At 52.8% G+C, this 19048-nt stretch carries 17 protein-coding genes; 8 read left to right on the top strand and 9 right to left on the bottom strand.

Annotated features, from left to right (window positions below; genetic code table 11):
• Window positions 1–312 precede the first annotated feature (312 nt).
• Together H5P27_RS17440 and H5P27_RS19845 are read right to left on the bottom strand one after the other, a co-directional pair.
• Window positions 313–1908, bottom strand: a complete 1596-nt coding sequence (locus H5P27_RS17440) for an aspartate:alanine exchanger family transporter (protein ID WP_185661705.1) — start codon at window positions 1906–1908, stop codon at window positions 313–315.
• Window positions 1877–2017: a hypothetical protein gene (locus tag H5P27_RS19845; protein WP_185661704.1), complete on the bottom strand. Its 141-nt coding sequence runs from the start codon at window positions 2015–2017 to the stop codon at window positions 1877–1879. Before H5P27_RS19845 ends, H5P27_RS17440 begins: the two co-directional genes overlap by 32 nt.
• A gap of 264 nt (window positions 2018–2281) precedes the next feature.
• Between H5P27_RS19845 and H5P27_RS17430 the strand changes: the two genes are divergently transcribed.
• Genes H5P27_RS17430 through H5P27_RS17420 form a run of 3 tightly spaced genes read left to right on the top strand, consistent with a single transcriptional unit; the run spans window position 2282 to window position 6889 of the window.
• The gene (locus H5P27_RS17430) at window positions 2282–4405 is read left to right on the top strand and encodes a TonB-dependent receptor (RefSeq protein WP_185661703.1); all 2124 of its coding nucleotides are present in this window, start codon (window positions 2282–2284) and stop codon (window positions 4403–4405) included.
• 6 nt (window positions 4406–4411) lie between these two features.
• A complete protein-coding gene (locus H5P27_RS17425; protein WP_185661702.1) occupies window positions 4412–5626 on the top strand; it encodes a CobW family GTP-binding protein in 1215 nt (404 codons plus the stop codon).
• 48 nt (window positions 5627–5674) lie between these two features.
• The gene (locus H5P27_RS17420; protein WP_185661701.1) at window positions 5675–6889 is read left to right on the top strand and encodes an endonuclease/exonuclease/phosphatase family protein; all 1215 of its coding nucleotides are present in this window, start codon (window positions 5675–5677) and stop codon (window positions 6887–6889) included.
• 57 nt (window positions 6890–6946) lie between these two features.
• Here the strand turns inward: H5P27_RS17420 and H5P27_RS17415 are convergent, their stop codons facing one another.
• Together H5P27_RS17415 and H5P27_RS17410 are read right to left on the bottom strand one after the other, a co-directional pair.
• Window positions 6947–7438 carry a DUF6702 family protein gene (locus H5P27_RS17415; RefSeq protein ID WP_185661700.1) on the bottom strand — a complete coding sequence of 164 codons (492 nt, stop codon included), beginning with the start codon at window positions 7436–7438 and terminating at the stop codon, window positions 6947–6949.
• Window positions 7435–9954 (bottom strand): M1 family metallopeptidase, encoded by a 2520-nt coding sequence (locus tag H5P27_RS17410; protein WP_185661699.1) that lies wholly within the window; start codon window positions 9952–9954, stop codon window positions 7435–7437. Before H5P27_RS17410 ends, H5P27_RS17415 begins: the two co-directional genes overlap by 4 nt.
• A gap of 310 nt (window positions 9955–10264) precedes the next feature.
• On the opposite strand from H5P27_RS17410, the gene H5P27_RS17405 reads away from it, so the two are divergent.
• The 5 genes from H5P27_RS17405 (at window position 10265) to H5P27_RS17385 (ending at window position 13901) form a co-directional block, all read left to right on the top strand.
• A complete protein-coding gene (locus H5P27_RS17405; protein ID WP_185661698.1) occupies window positions 10265–10846 on the top strand; it encodes a MerC domain-containing protein in 582 nt (193 codons plus the stop codon).
• Window positions 10847–10944: 98 nt separating this feature from the next.
• Window positions 10945–11634 (top strand): ABC transporter ATP-binding protein, encoded by a 690-nt coding sequence (locus H5P27_RS17400; protein WP_185661697.1) that lies wholly within the window; start codon window positions 10945–10947, stop codon window positions 11632–11634.
• Complete coding sequence (locus tag H5P27_RS17395; RefSeq protein ID WP_185661696.1) at window positions 11631–12830, top strand: ABC transporter permease; 1200 nt, start codon at window positions 11631–11633, stop codon at window positions 12828–12830. Before H5P27_RS17400 ends, H5P27_RS17395 begins: the two co-directional genes overlap by 4 nt.
• A gap of 17 nt (window positions 12831–12847) precedes the next feature.
• A complete protein-coding gene (locus H5P27_RS17390) occupies window positions 12848–13342 on the top strand; it encodes a hypothetical protein (RefSeq protein WP_185661695.1) in 495 nt (164 codons plus the stop codon).
• A gap of 22 nt (window positions 13343–13364) precedes the next feature.
• Complete coding sequence (locus H5P27_RS17385; protein WP_221774776.1) at window positions 13365–13901, top strand: DUF3299 domain-containing protein; 537 nt, start codon at window positions 13365–13367, stop codon at window positions 13899–13901.
• Window positions 13902–14256: 355 nt separating this feature from the next.
• Here H5P27_RS17385 and H5P27_RS17380 read toward each other — a convergent pair whose 3' ends face one another.
• From H5P27_RS17380 to H5P27_RS17360, 5 genes are all read right to left on the bottom strand, one after another.
• Window positions 14257–15108 carry a hypothetical protein gene (locus H5P27_RS17380; protein ID WP_185661693.1) on the bottom strand — a complete coding sequence of 284 codons (852 nt, stop codon included), beginning with the start codon at window positions 15106–15108 and terminating at the stop codon, window positions 14257–14259.
• Between the two features lie 623 nt (window positions 15109–15731).
• The gene (locus H5P27_RS17375; RefSeq protein ID WP_185661692.1) at window positions 15732–16598 is read right to left on the bottom strand and encodes a metal ABC transporter permease; all 867 of its coding nucleotides are present in this window, start codon (window positions 16596–16598) and stop codon (window positions 15732–15734) included.
• Window positions 16586–17335 (bottom strand): metal ABC transporter ATP-binding protein, encoded by a 750-nt coding sequence (locus H5P27_RS17370; protein ID WP_185661691.1) that lies wholly within the window; start codon window positions 17333–17335, stop codon window positions 16586–16588. Before H5P27_RS17370 ends, H5P27_RS17375 begins: the two co-directional genes overlap by 13 nt.
• Window positions 17332–18225 carry a metal ABC transporter solute-binding protein, Zn/Mn family gene (locus tag H5P27_RS17365; RefSeq protein WP_185661690.1) on the bottom strand — a complete coding sequence of 298 codons (894 nt, stop codon included), beginning with the start codon at window positions 18223–18225 and terminating at the stop codon, window positions 17332–17334. Before H5P27_RS17365 ends, H5P27_RS17370 begins: the two co-directional genes overlap by 4 nt.
• 125 nt (window positions 18226–18350) lie before the next feature.
• On the bottom strand, window positions 18351–18815 hold the full coding sequence (locus H5P27_RS17360) for a thioredoxin family protein (RefSeq protein ID WP_185661689.1): 465 nt from the start codon (window positions 18813–18815) through the stop codon (window positions 18351–18353).
• Window positions 18816–19048 lie beyond the last annotated feature (233 nt).

Genomic DNA, 19048 nt, shown 5'->3' with positions numbered 1-19048 from the left:
GCACAACAAAAGGAAGGCAGGTCAAGGCGAAGATAAGGTGGGGTTCTTGTTTGTATTAGGCAGGCTTTGGGGGATCGGATTGTCTATGTTGTTGATGGCTAAGCCAAAGTCGCCGTAATCACGGGCTTTTAGTCTGAATTCTTGGTGTTATGAGGCAGCGCTGCTGCTCCAAGGCTGAACTAAGTCCTAGTGCCCGTAGCTACGCTGCTGGGCGATTCGGTGGCTACTAGCTCTGTACCAATTTTTTGAAGCAGCTGGCGATTCAGTTTGGAGAAGCGTGAAATAGCTTTCAGGCTTCTCCGTTTTCCCAGATCAAATTATCGCCATCAACAGTTTAGCCAGGAGCGCCATCAAGATAACAGCCACGGGATAAACGGTGGCGTAGCTTACGATGGGGGATTGTTTTGATGTTTTGGATACGATTGCTCCTAGCGCGGGAGTACTCGTCATGCCTCCGCAAATTCCGCCTAAGGTTTGACCTAGAGGGAGTCGGAAGGCTCGCCGAGCAAGGAAGTAGCACAAGAGCATCGGGATCAAAGTGATGATCGCTCCAATGATGAAGATTTGCAGGCCTTGGCTTTGCACCGCTTCCAAAATAGTTGCGCCCCCTTTGACTCCGGCGTCTGCGAGAAAAAATACGAGACCAAGTTCTTGCAGGAAAACGCGGGTAGGGCGGGGTATGTAGCCGATAAGTCCACCTACGCGTCCGAAATGGCCCAGGATGAGGGCCGCTATCAGCGGACCCCCCGAGAGTCCGAGCGAAAAGCTTTCCCCTCCGGGAAGAGGGAGTTGGATTTTTCCAAGGATAATTCCCAATGCGAGGCCGAAACAGAGGGAGAAGAGGCAGGTTTCGGAAAACGCGTTGGGCCGATGTCCAATAAATTTTTCAAAGGAGCGTAAATGGGAAGGCGGTCCCACGACGGTGAGAATGTCTCCTTGAGTTAAACGGGTTTCGCGCTGAGGCGTGAAGGCAAAGTCCATACGTTCGATGCGGGTGATGACGACTCCGTGATTTTTCAATGAATCGAACTGCCCAAGCGTTTGACCCAAGATCTTTCGATCCGTGAGCACCAGCCGTCGCCTTTCATTATCTACATCGAGATGTACCTCTCGATTCGAAGCTCGGCCGAGGAGTCGTGTTGCTAATTGTAGACCGCGCGGCTCTCCCACGAGGAGGAGGATTTTTCCCTCTTCGAAGGTGTCGGCCGCGGAGATGGGCTCGAGTCGATCTTGGCGGAGAACACGACTGATCTGGCACCCGCCGATGGCCTGAAGGCTCTCGTCGGTAACGGTTTGGCCAAAGAAGCTCGGATTTGTCACCTCAATCAATTGGCGACTTATATTGTTGGAGGTCGGGGCGTCTTCGCTGTCATCGAGGCTAAGTTTAAGAAGCCGAGGCATGAGCTGTACAAATAAAACCACGCCGATAATCCCGAGCGGATAAGCGACACCGTAGCCGACCACAACATCTTGACCAAGTTCTCCAGCAGCTTCGATCGCCGAGGCCAAGGCCGGGGTGCTGGTCAATGCTCCAGCGAAAATGCCCGTAGCCATGCCGGGGCTTAGGTCGTAGATTGCGGAGAGAGTCCAGGTGACGATTGCTCCCAGTCCGACTACTGCGACCGCCAGTTGGGCGAGAACTCTACCCTCTCTTTTCAGGGCTCCGAAGAAGCGGTTTCCCGCTCCAATGCCCACACTGTAGACGAACAGCACCAGACCGACGCTGCCTACTTGGTTGGGAATGGAAAGACCAAGATGGCCAGCGAGCAGGGCGGCGAAAATGACACCAGAAGAGCCGAGATTAACACCGCCGATTTCTATACGACCGAGGAGCAAGCCGAGTCCGATGATCGCAAACAAGGCGAGCAAAGGTGTTTCAATGAAGGGACTGAGTATTGAGTTTAGCATGACTGATAGTCTCGGCCCAGTGCATGCCAGTAGCGGCTGGTTCGCGTTTTTCGTGCGTATCCAGCTTTTCAGGCCCATCCCGAGCGCGAGGATGTATTATGGTTGGCATGGGCATTCTGGCTACGGCCTGTATTGGCCTCACAGTTGCGCGTCAGCTCCCGAGTTTCACGGGATTCCCCCAAAACGGTCAGCAGCTTCAGTTAAAAACTGCCTATGTCGAAGGGAGCGTGTAGAGTTGAATGAGCATTAGGCAAGCTAAACATAAACGAGTTAGAGTATTAGCGAGAATTCTTGTTTGAGCCGCGTTTTTAATGCAAATAAGTTGCGAAAAATAGATTGCGTAAATTGCAAAAATATTGCGATAAAGGCGGCCATGAGACGCATCAAGAGACTCACTATCACTTCAGCGGTGGGGTTCGCCCCATTCGGTCTGCTTTTCGCCCAAGAGGAATCTGGTAGCAGTTCTTCATTTGTAGAGCTTGCTCCTCACGTGGTTACCGCCAGTCCATTCGTAACGAATGTCGATGAATTGGTTGTGCCGGTTAGCGAGCTAGCAGGAGAGGAGCTCGACCGCAAGGCTGTCTCTAATCTGGGCGCGACTTTGGATGGAGAGCCCGGGGTGCATTCTACTTATTTTGGCCCGGGTGCTGGCAGGCCGGTCATTCGCGGTTTTGATGGAGATCGGGTGCGTATCCTCAACCAGGGTACGGACAGTCACGACGTTTCACAGACTAGTCCGGACCATGCGGTTGGAATCGAACCTCTCTTCGCCCACGATATCGAGGTGGTGCGTGGACCTGCTTCATTGCTATATGGAAACGCAGCCATCGGTGGTGTTGTTAACGTAATCGGAAAAGAACTACCGATCGAGCGTGCTCAAGTGCCAATCAGCGGCGAAATCGAGGTGAGCTACGGTTCTGTTGCGGACGAGAAGTCGGCTGGAGTCGCTCTTGAGGGAGGACAGGGAGATATTGCTTGGAGCTTAGGTTATTTCGAGCGTAGTTCTGGTGATATCGAGATTCCGGGTTATGCGGAATCGGCCTACCAGATGGAAGCGGAGGAGGAAGAAGAGAATCACGAGGAAGAGGAGGAAGTCTTTGGTGTTTTGGAAAATAGCTTTGTGGATACGCGGTCTGGCTATGTGGGAATGACTTGGTTCGGCGATTCCGGATCGTTTGGTTTCTCGTTCTCGAAGTACGACACCGACTATGGTGTTCCCGGCCATTCTCACGAGCATGAGCACGAAGAGGAAGAGGACCACGATGAGGAAGAGGAAGAACATGCGGAAGAAAGTGTCAGCATCGACTTGGACCAGTCTCGGTTCGCCCTGCGGGGTGAGTTGATTGACCCGGTAGACTTTTTCGAATCGGTAGAGCTGAACTTCAGCTATGGCGAGTATCAGCACAAGGAACTCGAAGGAGACGAAGTGGGCACCGTTTTCGATCGGGATGGTTTCGAACTGAGACTGACCGGCGTTCATCGTCCTTTGGGTGATTTGACTGGAGCAATTGGATTTCAGCTAAAGGGTGAGTCCTTCTCAGCAGTGGGCGAGGAGGCTTTCATCCCTGCCAATGATTCAACGCAATATGGTTTGTTCGCGGTTGAGCGTCTCAATCGTGAGTGGGGAGCATGGGAATTCGGTGGCCGTATCGAAAATGTGGATGTCGATCCAGTCGACTCGGCATTGAGCGGAAAGAGTTTCACTACTGGGAACGCCTCCGCCGGTTTTGTACGCAAGGTCGGGGAAAGTGCGGTCTTCGCAACGAATCTCACCTATACAGAGCGTGCGCCAAGCGCGAGCGAGCTCTATGCATTTGGTCCTCACGTGGGCACTCAGAGTTACGAGATCGGTGATTCCAGTCTCGGACTAGAGAGCTCTGTCAATCTTGACATGTCTTATCGCTTGGTTGCGGGTAAGGTGACCGGTGAGTTCACTGTTTTCTACTCCGATTTCAGCGACTACATATATATGCGATATTTGGATGAAGATACGATTGCTTCGCTTTATGGAGAATTGGATACGGATGGATTGGATCTTTTTCAAGCTACGCCCGCGGATGCTAAATTCTATGGTTACGAGCTAGACCTTCGCTACCACATCGTTGACGAAATCGATCGAGCCATGCATATCGACGTGATGCTTGATCAGACGCGTGCAACCAACGAGCGATTCGATACTAATATGCCCAGAATTCCAACGCGCCGTATCGGGGCACGCTACGAGTATGCGTCTGGGCCTTGGGTAGCAGGCATTGAAGGTCGTTATCATGAAGCGGCATCACATCTGGCTCCCAACGAATTGCCAACTGATAGCTATTTTCTCTGGGGAGCCGACTTGCTCTACCGTATCCAGACTACGGATTCGGTAACTGTGGATCTTTTTGCGATTGGCAGCAACCTGGGCGACGAGGAAGCCCGAGCTCACACTTCCTATCTAAAGGATCTCGCTCCCATGCCAGGACGAAGCGTGAAGCTTGGTGTGCGGACTCGCTTCTAGTTGTTCATGAAGGTCGGCAGCTTGGAAAAAGCGGAGGCTAATATTTCAGAAGGGGATGCGTCAGATGGACGTATCCCTCTTCTTATTCTGGGCGGATTTCTGGGGGCGGGAAAAACGACTGTCCTCAATCACATCCTCCGCGAGGCAAAGGGCCTCAAGATAGCGGCTTTGGTCAATGATGTCGGCGAGGTGAATATCGATGCCGCGTTTACCAAGGATGTAGCTCAGCTAGATGAGAAGTCAGCCGGCGAAATCGTAGAATTGAGCAATGGGTGTATCTGCTGTGGCATTCAAAGCGCTTTTGGAGAAGCTGTGATCGAACTCGCTAAACGTAAACCCGATTGCATCATCGTCGAAGCGACGGGTATTGCCGAGCCGCAAGGTATCATCTCAAGCCTTGCTTCGCGAGACGAGGTCGATGTTTCGGCTTTGGATTATGTGCGTATTGTTAATCTCATTACTTTGGTCGATGCGCAGTGGTGGGTAGATAAGGTGCAGGAGGCATTTACGCCTGTTCGTCGCTCGCTCCTTCTATTCTCAGATCCACGGAGGCCGCTGAGCGAGTTGCTGACCTTACAGGTGGAAGGAGCGAATGTGATCGTGCTCAATAAGAGCGATCTTGTGGATGAAGAATCGCTGCAACGATCGCACTCCGTTCTCGCCACCATGTGTCCGGAGGCAGCGATCTTCACGACATCCGAGGGACAGGTAGATATCAGGCAATTGCTAGAGGTGGAACGGTTTGAACTCGAAAACGCCTTAAAGCAGTCACGGTGCGATCAAGAGCTGAGGCACGATCGTGATTCAGACCACAACCCGTTGAAAAAGGAACCAGCCAAAGGGCATAAACATGGAGACTACGGTCTGATGGCATTTACCTTTCGGGCTCGGTATCCGCTGCAACACCACAAGTTTGTGGCGTATTTGCGAAGTGGGGTGCCGGGGCTTTTGAGAGCAAAGGGATTTGCTTGGACTAACCGTGATCTAGATCGGGTGGGTTACCTTTCTCTAGCCGGAGACACCCTTCGTTTCGATTACCTAGGAAAATGGATGCAGGCTCGACTCGAAGCCGGTGAAATTGATCGATCGCAGATACCGGCTGAGATTTGGAGAAATTGGGACATGGAAACTGGCGATCGTCGCCAAGAGATCGTATTGATAGGAATCGATCTCGACCGTGCGGCCATCGAATCGAGTTTGAAGAATTGCGCAGTTATGTAACTCATTTGAAGCTATACTTGCCGCGAGCATTCGACCTATGCTTTGCCCATGTCGTTTCGAATTCATCTACTGACATTTGGCCTACTAGTGGCTTTCAGCAATTCGGTTGATTCTAAGCTTTCAGCGAAGGAAGTCGCTGCCAATCACGAGGTGGCTACTGCGCAACCATTCCGAGTGGCGACTTTTAACGTGAGCATGGAGTCGGGGAATTATGGAGACGAGGCGTCGAGTCTCGTTTTGCAGCAAGAGCTGGCTTCCGGAGACAATCCACAGATTCAAGCCATAGCGGCGATTCTGCAAAAGCGACGACCCGACATCGTGCTGCTGAACGAGTTCGACTATATCGCGGATACCAGCAAAGGAATTAATGCCTTCCAGGATAACTACCTCGGTATCTCTCAACGAGGCGATGAGCCGATCCGCTACGATTACTTCTACTTGGCCGAATCCAACACAGGAGAATTGTCACCGGTCGATATCAACGACGACGGTACGCTTAGTTTGCCCGCCGACGCCTACGGCTTCGGCTTGTATCCAGGGCATTATGCCATGGTCCTTTTAAGTCGTTTCCCAATCGATTCGGAGCGTGTCCGGACTTTCAGGACTTTTTTGTGGAAGGACATGCCGGGTGCTTTGAAACCGCTGAAGGAAGATGGGAGCGGTTACTATTCCGCAGAGGTTTGGAATCATTTCCGGTTATCGTCCAAGTCGCATTGGGATGTGCCAGTTTTGATTGGAGGCAAGGCTTTGCACGTGCTGGCCAGTCACCCGACGCCGCCAGTTTTCGACGGCGAGGAGGATCGCAATGGGCGTCGCAACAACGACGAGATTCGCTTTTGGGCCGATTACGTCAGTCCCGACGAAGAAATCTCAGCCTACATTTATGATGACGCAGGGGAGGCCGGAGGTATGGCCTCTGACGAGCCCTTTGTCATTCTTGGTGATTTGAATGCGTCGGACTGCAACGGCGATTCGTACGAGGGAGCGATCCAGCAGTTGCTGGAGCATCCATCTATCGTCGACCCGAGGCCAGATAGCGATGGTGCGACTGAAGCCTGGCCTGGCGACGATTGCGCTCGTCATAGCACGCATATCGCGGGTTGGCGTCTGGACTATGTTTTGCCCTCGTCCGGTGAGTCGCTTCAGGTTTTAGATTCCGGTGTTTACTGGCCGGAAACCAGCTCGCCTGATGCGGAGTTGTTTGAAGACCGTTCGAAAAGCTCAGACCACCGCCTCGTGTGGCTCGATTTGGAACTGAGGTAGAGGGAGTTTTACGAGCGAAGTCCCGGGCACAAAAGGGAGGAGAGTATTCCTGTTTCCCTAGCGGACTGCTTTCCACTTGTCCTTGCCTGTGAAGAAAAGCGTGAGGCGAATTGTTTCAGTTTTGATGCTAACAAGGTTGGACTGCTTCGAGTAGACGTCGCGCAGAATATCGCTTCTGATCGAGAAGGAGTCGGGTAGATACCCTTCGTATTCCTGATAGACATACAGATGTTCTCCGGAAACCTCCGCTCCGACTAAGGTCAAGCTTAGTGGCTTGTCGGTGGTTGCTTCTCTAATGCCGAATCGTTTCTCAACGTAAATGGCCATGCGAGCCCGCCCTTCGAGGGTTTCTAGTGATTGTCCTTTGTCGTTCAGAATACGATCAATGATTGGCTCGACATCGTGCGCGTGCAGTGTGTGGACGATTTCAACCGTACCCGAATTTTCGTTACGCGTTATGGATGTGAATGCCTCTGGCTTGCGATGAGCCAGGAGGTCACTCGCGCTGAGCCAAGCCAAGGCGGCCAAGACTATCGAGAGTCGCTTCATTGCTGGTCTGGTGTATCCAGAGGTAAATCCTTGGCGTCGTCTTCCTCTTCGCCGGTTTTTGCTGGTTTTAGCTTGGCGAGCATTTCTGCCATTTGATCGCGTCTGTTGCGCTTATACTTGTAGAGTTCGATCCGAGATTTGCGAATGGTTGAGGGGAAGCTATTATTTGAGTAGTCCGCATCTGCTATTTCGTGGCGAGGATCTAGCTCGATCGAGCTTATCGCTTGGTCACGTATCAGTAGCTTGGTGACGTTCTTGTTGTTCCGCCTCCAGATTTCAGCAGGAATCATGAGAAACTCATCAGATCCATCGGTGAATATCAGCCGCAGTGGCAACGGCATGGGTAGGCCGCCTATGTTTTGGAAATCGACGAAGTAAATGAAGTCATCTTCTTCCAAGGCTTTTTCGAGAGTCGCTTTTTCCCAATCTTCCAGCCCTTCGAGGGCACTTGTGTAGTCGTTGCGGTTTTGGTTGCTGATCACGAAGGGATCGCTCTCGGTGTAAAAGTCTGCGAGCTCAGGTTCGCGATCGACTCGCATTGTGAGCCTTTCGGCTTTGTTGCGAGATTGGGTCAGAGGCTCTGGATACGCTGCCTCGTGTTCTGCGCGTTGCTTTTCCAGTTCCGTTTCAGGATTGAGGGTGGAGACCTTGTATTCCCGTACGTCGGTAATCGCCATGTCGACGTGATCTGTGCTGTAGAACCAACCTCTCCAGAACCAATCTAGATCTACCCCTGAAGCGTCTTCCATAGTGCGGAAAAAGTCGGAAGGGGTGGGGCGTTTGAACTTCCAGCGTTGCGAGTATTCACGGAAGGCGAAATCGAATAGCTCTCTGCCCATGATCGTTTCGCGCAAGATGGTCAGGGCGGCTGCCGGTTTGCGGTACGCGTTGTTCCCGAACTGAGTGATGGAGTCCGATTGGGTCATGATGGGCACTTGGTTACTGCTCGTCATGTAGCTGGAGATCATATCCAGCTGCGGTTTGTCGCTGCTCCAAAAATCGTCCTCCCATTCGTATTGGGCGGTATATTGCAGAAAGCTGTTTATACCCTCGTCCATCCAAGTCCATTGACGTTCGTCGGAGTTCACTGTCATGGGAAAGTAGATATGGCCAATTTCGTGGATGATCACTCCAACCAAGCCTACTTTCGTGGTGCGCGAGTAAGTGTAGTCCTGGTCGGCGCGGATACCTTTGGCGATGTACTCGGGTGTATCCTCCTCCTGCGAGGGAGTTGATTCATCGGGTGATTCTGACTCAACAATCTCGGCGTCCGATTCTTCCTCTTCCTGTTCGAAGGGTTCTGGCCGGTAGCCATTGAAAGTAATCATTGGATACTCCATCCCGCCGCTTTTCCAAGTGTTGACGGATTGGGCGGTGGGATAGGGGTAGTTGAATGAAAAACGTGAATACACGTCCATGGTATGGACCACAGCCTTAGTGGAATAGGTATGCCAGATCGGCATCGCTTCATTCGGGTAAAAGGACATGGCCAGAACTTTGGGTACTTCGGCATCGTCCTGATGGTGAATCATAGCGTCCCAAATGAACTTGCGTGAGCTCGCCCACGCGAAGTCGCGCACATTGGTGGCCGAGAAGCGCCAGGTCTTCGTGTCGTCGACGCCTTCGCTTTCGTTCTCCAAGGCTTCTTCCGGTGTAATGATGAATACCGGCTGGTCGGAGGAGCTCGCCTCTTTCAGCCGTTCCTGTTGGACGGAAGTCAGGATATTCTCCGGGTTCTGCAGGACTCCGGTGGAGGATACGACGTGATCCGAAGGGACGGTGATGGCCACTTCGTAGTCGCCAAACTCCAAGGTGAATTCGCCGCTGCCCAAGAACTGTTTGTGCTGCCAGCCAGCGTAGTCGGTGTAGGCTACGAGGCGAGGAAACCACTGGGCCAAAAAGAAGATGTAGGTATCGTTTTCGTCGAAATGCTCGAAGCCATTTCTCCCCCAGGCTTTACCATTTTCGGCGATGTTGAATTCCCAATCGACCTTGAAGGTGTGGTTTTCTCCAGCCTTGAGAGGAGTCGGAAGATTGATGCGCATCATCGTATCGACGATAGTATGACGTAGCTCAGTCCCATCTGCGTCTGTAACGCTCTTTATATGGTACCCAAGGCCCCGCTCTTTCAGGTAATAGTGGTGCTGCAGCGTTCCATAGCCGAGGCTGTCCTTTCCGTCCCGTTGGTAGGTCGTCGAGGTCAGATTTTGACCCGAATCCGGCTTGAATCGGTTTTGGTCCAATTGCAGCCAGATGTAGCGGAGGGTGTCCGGCGAATTATTTGTGTAGGAAATGGTTTCTGAGCCCGTAATGCTCTTCTCGTCTTCATCGAGCGAAACCTCGATTTGGTAGTCCGCCCGCTGCTGCCAGTAGGCGTGGCCGGGGGCTCCGGAGGCGGTCCGATAGACATTTGGTGAGGGTAGGTCCACCTCCAGTTGCCGGAAGGCGTCGTAGAAGTCGCCCTTAGTTTGGCGAATAGCGTCTCCCTTGGCCAGCGTGCAGGATAGTATCGCCATGAGAAGGGAAAGAAGTTTTTTACGGGTGTTCACTTTTAAATTTTAAGGGTTTAAAGAAAACTCAGAGTATGGGCCCACGTCTCTCAAAGTAGCAGGTCTGGCCTCAGCATAGTCGATGCCTTTCGGCGCTTTTGATTTTTATCGAGCGTCACGATTCTCGAAATGGAGGTATGGCTTTAGAGACTCAGTCGGCCAAGCCTCTTTTCGTTAGTCTGGTTGCTCCCCGGAAAATGGCTCTTCCACTGCAAATCTTGATTCCATCCGCAATTGAGTTTGCATTAAATGCAAGAATGTTGCGATAATGGCGGCAATGAACGTCGTTCTCCGTAGCACGCTTGATAAGGCCGCCATATCGATGGCGGTGATTTGTGGTATTCATTGCCTTGTAACTCCCGTTTTGCTGGTGGCTTTGCCGCTACTGGCTACCACTTTCTGGGTAGACGAGAATTTCCATTTATGGATGCTGCTGTTCGTCATCCCGACAACCACTTTAGCAGTCTGGAGCGGATGCCGGCGTCACAAGGACAAGTGGGTGGCGTTGTGCGCGGTGATCGGCATTGGGATATTGAGCTCCGCTTTGATCGCAGAGCGTATCGAACATGGCCACGGCGATGGTCACGATCATGCGGCAGAGTCCATTTACGCACAAAATGAAGAGCAAACTCTACTGGGGGGATCTTCCGACGAGACTCATGCTGCTGGTGGAGGTTGCTGCGAGCTGCATCCTGCCGCGGAGGAGGGCGATTCCTTGGCTACTGTTCTCCCGCTGACTTGGCATGCCCTTTTGAATACGCTCGGTGGTTGCTTCCTGGTCGCGGGTCATGTACGAAATTTTTTGCTGTGCCGAAAAAACGACTGCTCCCACTGCGATGAATGCAGCTCGTCAAAGTGACGCCTCATTAGCTGTTAAAGGCGTGTCGCAATAATTGAAAGGGCTTTGCAATACTTGAATCACTTGCCCAGCTTCGTGCGTATTCTGGAGGGAAGACTATGGCTTTGTTGGAAATAGCGGATTTGGAGAAGTCTTACGCCGAGGCGGACGGCGGGGAACGGGCAATATTGGCCGTAGATCGTTTCTCGCTCGAAGCGGGTGAACAGATGGCGCTGAAAGGGCCAAGCGGATGCGGCAAAACCACTTTTTTGCATCTGATTGCGGGAATCCTGCCGGCCAGCAAAGGACGGATTTGTGTTAAGGACACTGTGGTCTCGGAGCTTGGAGAAGCTGCGCGAGATCAGTACAGAGCGCGCACGATCGGCTATGTTTTTCAGAGCTTCCATCTGATGCGTGATTTCTCGTGCCTTGAAAACGTGGAACTAGGGATGTCCTTTGGCGCGAAGGTCGATAGAGCCTTCGCCAAGTCTCTTCTCATGCGTGTGGGCTTAGGCGAGCGTATCGACTATCGAGCGTCGCAGTTGTCGGTCGGACAGCAGCAGCGAGTCGCGATCGCTCGCGCTTTGGCCAACCGTCCTCGTCTCGTTTTGGCTGATGAGCCAACTGGTAGCCTCGACGAGGAAACGGGGAAGCTCGCCATCGATTTGCTGCGCGAACTATGCGAGGAAAACGGAGCTTCGCTGCTTCTGGTGAGTCATGACCGATCCGTTGTGGAGCGGTTCGAGTCGAGAGTGGATTTTCGGGAGCTCAACAGGGTCTTGTCCAACGCAGGGGAGGCTAAGCTGTGAGTCCGTTACGAATCGCCCTCAAAGGATTGAAGAACCGGGCTCTCAGCAGCTCGGTCACTGCCGGTTCGATGGCCCTTTCGGTCTGCCTGCTCTTACTTGTTTGGGGCTTCAAGGCTGAAGCGGAGAGGAGCTTTGCGGCTGCGGATGGCGGCTTTGACGCGGTACTTGGACCGCGCGGTTCCAAGCTGCAAATTGTTTTGAATGCTCTCTACCACTTGGACGATTCCCCCGGTCTGATGCGTTGGAGCGATTACGAGCAGATCAAGGCCAACCCGGTGATTGCCGAAGCTTATCCAATCGCGGTGGGAGACAACTATAGAGGTGTTAGGTTAGTGGGCACTGTTCCGGAGTATTTGCAGGACCACGAATATCGAGAAGGTCAAGGTTTCGAGATCGCGGACACTGGGCGCGTCTTCGCTGCAGGTAAATTAGAAGCTGTGGTTGGTAGCCAAGCGGCTAAGCAATTGCAAATAGGGGAAGGGGACACTTTCCACCCGTATCATGGTTTACAATACGACGTGAATGCTCGTCACGCGGAGCTGTACACTGTGGTCGGAGTTTTAGAGCCAACCGGTACGCCAGCAGACCGGGTTATTTGGATTCCCGTAGCAGGGATTCAGAACATGAGCGGCCACGCGGCGGCTGCTGCAAACTCGGTCAGCGCCACGCTTTTGAAATTTCATCCCGGAGCCCGCGCGGCGGGATTTCAGCTCGATATGCTTTACAACAAGCAAGGAGATCGGATGACTCTCGCTTGGCCCGCAAGCCAGAGCGTATTGCGGCTGTTCAACAAGCTCGGCTGGTTTGACCTAGCCCTGCGGGCGATCGCTGTCTTGGTGGCGATCATTGCTGCAGCCGGGGTAACGGCTACGCTCTACAACTCGATGAGCGAACGTCAGCGGGATATCGCAGTCTGGCGAGCCCTAGGGGCACGCCGTCGGGTTGTCTTTAGTATTGCAACTTTGGAGTCACTCGGGATTGCCATTCTGGGTTTGTTGGGAGGCTTCCTATTGTATCTGACGGCAGGCTTCGCCCTCGCGGAGTTTGTGAGAGAACGAGCCGGTGTTATGCTCGAATTATTCGCCCCTAATCCTGCATTTTGGGCAGTCCCTCTGGGCGTACTTGTAATTGGCTTCTTAGCCGGTCTCGCTCCTGCTTTGAAGGCCTATACTGTGGATGTGACAAAACACTTATAATAATAGGGAATCTTGTAATGAGAAATATACTACGAATGCTGGCTTTGCTCGGGACTGCGGGCACAATGCACCTTTTTACGGGTTGCGGCGGTGGACACGACCACGACCACGATCACGAGGTGGGCCACGAACATGTTCATCACGCGCCACACGGTGGAGCCTTGGGGATGCTAGGCGATCATGCTTTCCAAATCGAAATCGCACCGGATGCTGATGGGGGAAAGGTAGACCTCTATGTACTCGATGGCGAGGCTGAGAACTTTATTCGGATTGCAGCTCCTGCGATTGCCGCTGTTGCTGAGGTGGCTGGTAGCGAGCAGCCTTTGCTCTTCCAGGCGGTGGCAAGTGAGGCTACGGGGGAAACGGTTGGCGACAGCTCGCATTTCTCTGTTCTAGCCCCGGAACTTGCCATGAAATCTGAATTTGAGATAACGTTCGCAGAATTGGAATTGTTAGGCCAAGTGTTTGAGTCGGTCAGCATTCCGTATCCAGAAGGAACACATGGTGACTAGGGAATGGAAAAGGGGAGTGAATATGAGATTTAGAGCATTGTTTGTAATCTTTGCAGGACTGGTCATGTCCTTATGCCAATTATCGAACGGCAAGGCTGCCATTCAGGGCGATTATCCGTTTATCGGGTTTGACCGGCTTTCGTCTGGACTTTATCTGCCAGAGAAACCTGAGAAAGAGGGCAAGGTCGTCCGCAAGGATCCTGAGTACCTTGCTGAGGTTGTTCCGGCCGACGTGCTTGAAAAGAACGGAAAGAAGGTGGAGATCGCCGGCTACATGATGCCGATCTCCGTCAAGGGCGAAAAGGTGGATGAATTTCTCCTGCTCCCGGATACGGGAGCTTGTTGTTACGGCGCGATGCCCGCATTAAACGGATACGTCTTTGCTCGGGCTAAAAAGGGAGTGAACCTTTTGGATAACGTGCCCATCCGGATCCGAGGCAAATTTACAGTGGAAGAAGTTTGGCAGGGCCAGTTCTTTAGCCATCTCTACTTTATGGAGGTGGAAGAGGTGATCGTAGGATTTGGAGCCATACCGAAGGATCCTATGATTGGTCTTTAAACGTTTCTTTAGAGAAGGCCGCGTCCTTACGTTTTGGGTACGGCCTTTTCTTGTACAGTTGCTTCATCACTCTCGTCGAGATCGTCAAGAGATTCAACCACACGCCTGGTCCATTGTTCGAATGTCTCGTTGAAGTAAGCGTCTGCTTCTGTTTTAGGCGCGAACAACTAGCGTGTAGTCTTTGCAATTCAGCAACCAGGTCCTTTGCGTATTTGCAATTCGGATTCGATGGAGAGCTCCTCTGAATTGCCAGTCATGGTGGCGAAGTAGATGTGGAGCGTCTGGTTTGTTGAGTCTTCAAGCATTTGGCGGGAGCGAGGAAGATTGTTTTAGGCGTAGTTGTCTCGGCGTGCTCTCAGGTCGAAAGTAGGTCGTTGGTTATCGCTGAGAAGCAGCTCCGTGAGAAAGGTTCGGAGGTGGGACGAATGGCCATGAGTTGAAGGTTCTGGGGGCCTGTAACGATAAGGGTTGGCGTTTCTGGATCCTCGATATCCAGTTGTAAGGATTTGATGGCAGGAAACCCTATCTGGAATGTGCAGCGCTCTGCATGCGCGGAAATTGTGATATCGTCGAAGGAAATGTTCTTAGGGGTGAGTTCTCGAATTTGCGTTGAATCTGGGGTTTCTAAGGTGAGTTCGATACTTGCCTGCCTGTCGCAGATGTAATCAAGAATGGATACGAGAGTCGCTGGCGTGTGTCTTAAAGGGATAGGTCCCTTCTCTAGCGGAGAGAGGCCTGAAGGTTCCGATGTAGTCTCGGATTGCGGAGTGCCCTGGCAAATCGATTGAACGAAGCGGGCCCATTTATATATGGGAATTGTACTCGGGCAGCAAAGCTGTAGTGTTTCGAAGCCGCGTTGATTGAAAAACGAGATACGGCCCGGGCTGTTGCAGCAATCGCAGTAGTCGACTTTGGCCAGAACAGTAGAACCGGAGCGTTGCCGGAAGCGAAATGAGCCATCAAGTGAAACGCCCTCATTTAGCTCCTCGTCGAAAGCGAATTTGTGCAGCGGAGTGTGTGAAACTAGACGAGCGTAGGTATTTCGACTTTGCAGATAGACTGAGTCTAGCTGTTCTGCAGCAACCTGAAAAATGTGCAACCAGTTATTGGGTACAGGAATGTTTCCAGCATAGTCTGTTCTGAAAGTAACCGGTTTTTCTTTTATGTGGCTAGAAGTGTCCTTGGTGGGAATAGTCAGTCTGTTCATTAATTGCTTGTTGAAAAATTAGCCCTTTGACTTGCGACTCGGGCGCACACCTTTGCGTAGGGGCAAAATCCGGCGATGCAGCTAGCTAGCTTGAAAGCTGCTTCGCTTTGCGGTGAAAGCTCGGGTGGTACCGTTATAGTAATGAGGGGTTGTCCATCTAGAGACAGCCTTCTTGCCTCTATCGATAGCGAAAGGGGCATCTGCAAATCGCTTGCGCAGGTCCTTGCGATATTTTCCAAGTCCGCCCGTGCTTGTCGGTTAGGCGAACTGATTTCGCAAACTATCGCTCTATTGGATTTAGTGAACATCTCAGGAGTGAGTGGTTTGCTATGACCGCTCTGAAAGAGGTCGCAGCATGACGGAGACTATATCACCGCGGATCTGTATCCTCTACTCCGAGACGGATTCACTCGACTCGTAAAGGGATGTAATTGGATTTCGTTTCAGACTGAAGCCAGAGAAGCTCCAACTATTTTAGGACGGCTGTCTATCGTTTTTAGACCGAAAGCGGGAACGAAGACCGCTGCTATCTCCTTGGCGCGTCCTGTGCCATGAGCTACCGTTCCAAAGAACGTACCCGTCCCAAGTTTGAAGAAACTGTAACCAGAGTATCGATACGTTATCTACGCTTGATGCCTCGATTTAGCGGAATCGGTTTTCCCCGTCTTCACCAGCTTAGCCGGAACTATGTGCCGAAGGATGGAGGAGAGGCTAAAGAGGCTGGCTGCAGCGAGCACGATTACGGGGCCGGCAGGCCAATCCAAAGAGACCGCGGCTTCCAGTCCCACGAATATCGAAGCCAAGGCGATAAGGGACGCTAGCCCCACCATGGCGACCATACCGCGGGCCCAGTGGGCGGCCGAGGCCGAGGGCAGCGTTAGCAAAGCCAAGACGAGGATGAGGCCTACCACTTGAATGAGCAGCACCACTGCGATCGCGATCAAAGTGAGTAGCAGATAATTGAGCCCATCGACTGGCAAACCTCGCAGTCGGGCGAACTCGGGATCGAGGCTGGCAGCAACCAAAGGGCGCCAGAATATGATCAAAGGCAGAGCGACCACGATCAGACCGCCGGTCATAAACATGAGGCGATCTGGGCCTGCGGTGAGGATCGAGCCAAACAGGTAGCTCATCAGCTGAACGTTGTAGCCAGGCGTACGCGATATGAATAGGATGCCAACCGCCATACCGACCGCCCAAATCGCTCCGATCAAGGCGTCTTCATGGCCGTGGCCGCTACTTCTGCCGCGTTTGTCCAACCAGCCGATCAGGAAAGCGGAAACCACAGCAGCGGGTAAGGCGCCCGCCTCTGGAGCAAAGCCATAGTAGTAGGCGACTCCCAGTCCGCCCAAGGCCGAGTGGGCAACCGCTCCGGCGAGAAAGGCGAGGCGACGGACTCGTACGAAAGGACCGATCAAGCCGCAAGCCAACGCGGATACGACGCCAGCGCCTAGTGCCCAGCGCATGAAGGCGTAGGTTAAGAGTGACATTGCGTGCACTCCTCCTTCCGGTGACAGTGGACCTCGCCGCCAAATATCTGGTTGGCAAGGCTAGCGGCGGTCGGCTTTTCGGGGGCTTCCCAAAGTTTATGTTCCATGCAGAAGACCTGGTCGCAGTGAGCGGCTATCTGAGCTAGGTCATGGGAAACTACGATGATGGGCCGATGTTGTCCAAGCTTGCACATCAATTCAAAAAGGGAAGCCGCGTGAGAGTGATCGACGCTGGCGGTAGGTTCGTCGAACAGGAGCATCTCCGGGTTGGTCGCTAGAGCTCGGGCGATGAGCCCGCGTTGCAATTCGCCCCCGGATAGGGCGGATAAAGCCCGTTTGGCCAAGGGTTCTACTTTGGCCGCCTTCAGGGCCTCGTTTACGCGAGACTGCTTGGACTTGGCGGAGTTCCGCGACCACAGTTTAGGTCCAAGCAAGCCGGTTTCCACCAATCCCTTCAGTGTCACTGGGAATTCCCGATCGAACTTGGCGGCTTGTGGGACGAAGCCGATTTTTGAGGCTGCTTTGGCAGGAGGCTTATCGAAAACTCGTATCTGGCCGCTAGTGGGATTCAACAAGCCAAGAATTAGGTTCAGGAGGGTAGACTTGCCTCCGCCGTTCGGACCAATCAAACCGTAGAGTCCGGGACCCTCGATCCGCAGCGACACCTTTTCGAGGACCGATTGTCCGCCTCGATTAAAGCTCAAGTTATCGATGCTCAGCGGTAGGGGCGAAGTCATTTAAAGGAGGATGCCAGAGCGTCTGTGATGGATTGGAGGTTTTCGATGGGATCTTCGTGGAAAGGGTCGATCTGGGTGACTGATCCGCCAATCTCGATAGCGATGGTTCGGGCTTCTTTCTGGCTAAAGTGTTTTTGCACGAAAATTGTTAGAAGCCCTTCGGCGCGAGCGGTGTCGATGGCTTTGGCGATCATACGAGGCCCGGGAGGCATGCCTTCTTGCTCGATGGCTATCTGGCGAAGTCCGTAGCTGTCGCTAATGTAGCCCCAGGCCGGATGGAAAACGAGGAAGGCCCGGCCGCGAAAGGGATCTAGTTTGGCGGTGGCGGCTGCGTGGACGGCCTCAAGCTTCTTTAACCAAGCGTCGGCATTTGTTCGGTAGTCAGCGGCACGGCCGGGATCCATGGAAATGAGCTTGTCTCGTATGGCGAGGGCAGTGTCTCGAAGCTGGGGCGCGGCCAACCAGATATGCGGGTCGACCATTTCCTCGTCTGCGTGATCGTCATGCGAATCGTGATCGTGGTGAACATGACCGCTAATGGTGCGAGTTTGCACGAAATCTCGGGTGTGAAGAAGGGGGAGATCTGGCTGTATTTCCAATATTTGCGGAATCCAGTTTCGTTCGTGAGGCAGGTCGATCGCTACGTAGAGGTCGGCATTCGCGATAGATGCCATTTTCGAGGGAGATGGCTCGAATGTGTTCGGGTGGATGCCCGGAGGGACCATGGTGATGACTTCGACGTTATCGCCGCCAACGCCTTCGACGATTGCTTGTTGTGGCAAAATTGAGACGACAACCTTGAGGGGAGCGGCCTCGGCGAGAAGCAAGGAAATCGCGGGGAACGAAAGGAGGAGGGAGAGGAAGATGGTTTTAGCTACGGCGTGATTCATAGATGCACACAGATTGCAATAGGGAGCGTTCGCTGGTAGTCAACGAAGCAGGTGGGTGGGCTCGCTTTATCCAAGGGGGTAATAGGAAGCTAGCAGTCGGGGGCGCTATTGACCCGGGAGCTTATTTATTCGGCGGGTGCTTGGGGCTTTGAGGAGAGTCGGGCGGAGAGCTCCGCTAGATATTGCTTTGAATTCGTGGCGAAGTAGGAATGCCGCCAAAGTATCGTGTCGTCGGAAGGATCGTAGTAGATGACGGTAGGAAAGGCGGTCACTTCAAATTGGGCTTTTAGCAAATCGTTGCGTCGACCTTTACGCGGAGGGAGTTTGCGACGTTGCGGAAAATCGACTTTGACCGGTGTCGCGATTTCTTCGATACGACTCGCGAATTCTTCTTGGGAAAACAGTTCTCTTTCTAGTTTCTGGCACCAAATGCACCAATCGGAACCGGTGAAGAATAACAGCATCGGTTTGGAGCTCTCGAAAGCTAGGTCTCGGGCTTTCTGGTAATCGGTGCTCCAGACCGATCTTTTCTCGGAAGCGGAGCTCAAGACTAGCGGAAAAAAGAGGAACGCTATGAGGCATAATTTCATGTGAAGCGTTTTTAGTGCGAATTTCTCTAAATGCCCAATTCTTTGCTCTAGAGCTTTGAGTTAAAAAAGTGGCGGCCCGCTTTCGCGGACCGCCCTCTAACGACTTGTGTTTCCGAAAAATAAATTGTGGGGCCACTCTAGCAGGGGTGCTTCCCTAGAGCTACTCCGAGACGGATTTCGGTGACCCGAGGACGGATGATTGTAATGGCCGCTAGCCATTTGGTTAGATGTAA

The organism is Pelagicoccus albus (genome assembly GCF_014230145.1).
GTDB lineage: Bacteria > Verrucomicrobiota > Verrucomicrobiia > Opitutales > Opitutaceae > Pelagicoccus > Pelagicoccus albus.
The sequence above is the reverse complement of the archived record's forward strand: the minus strand, read 5'-3'. Positions and strand labels throughout refer to the sequence as shown.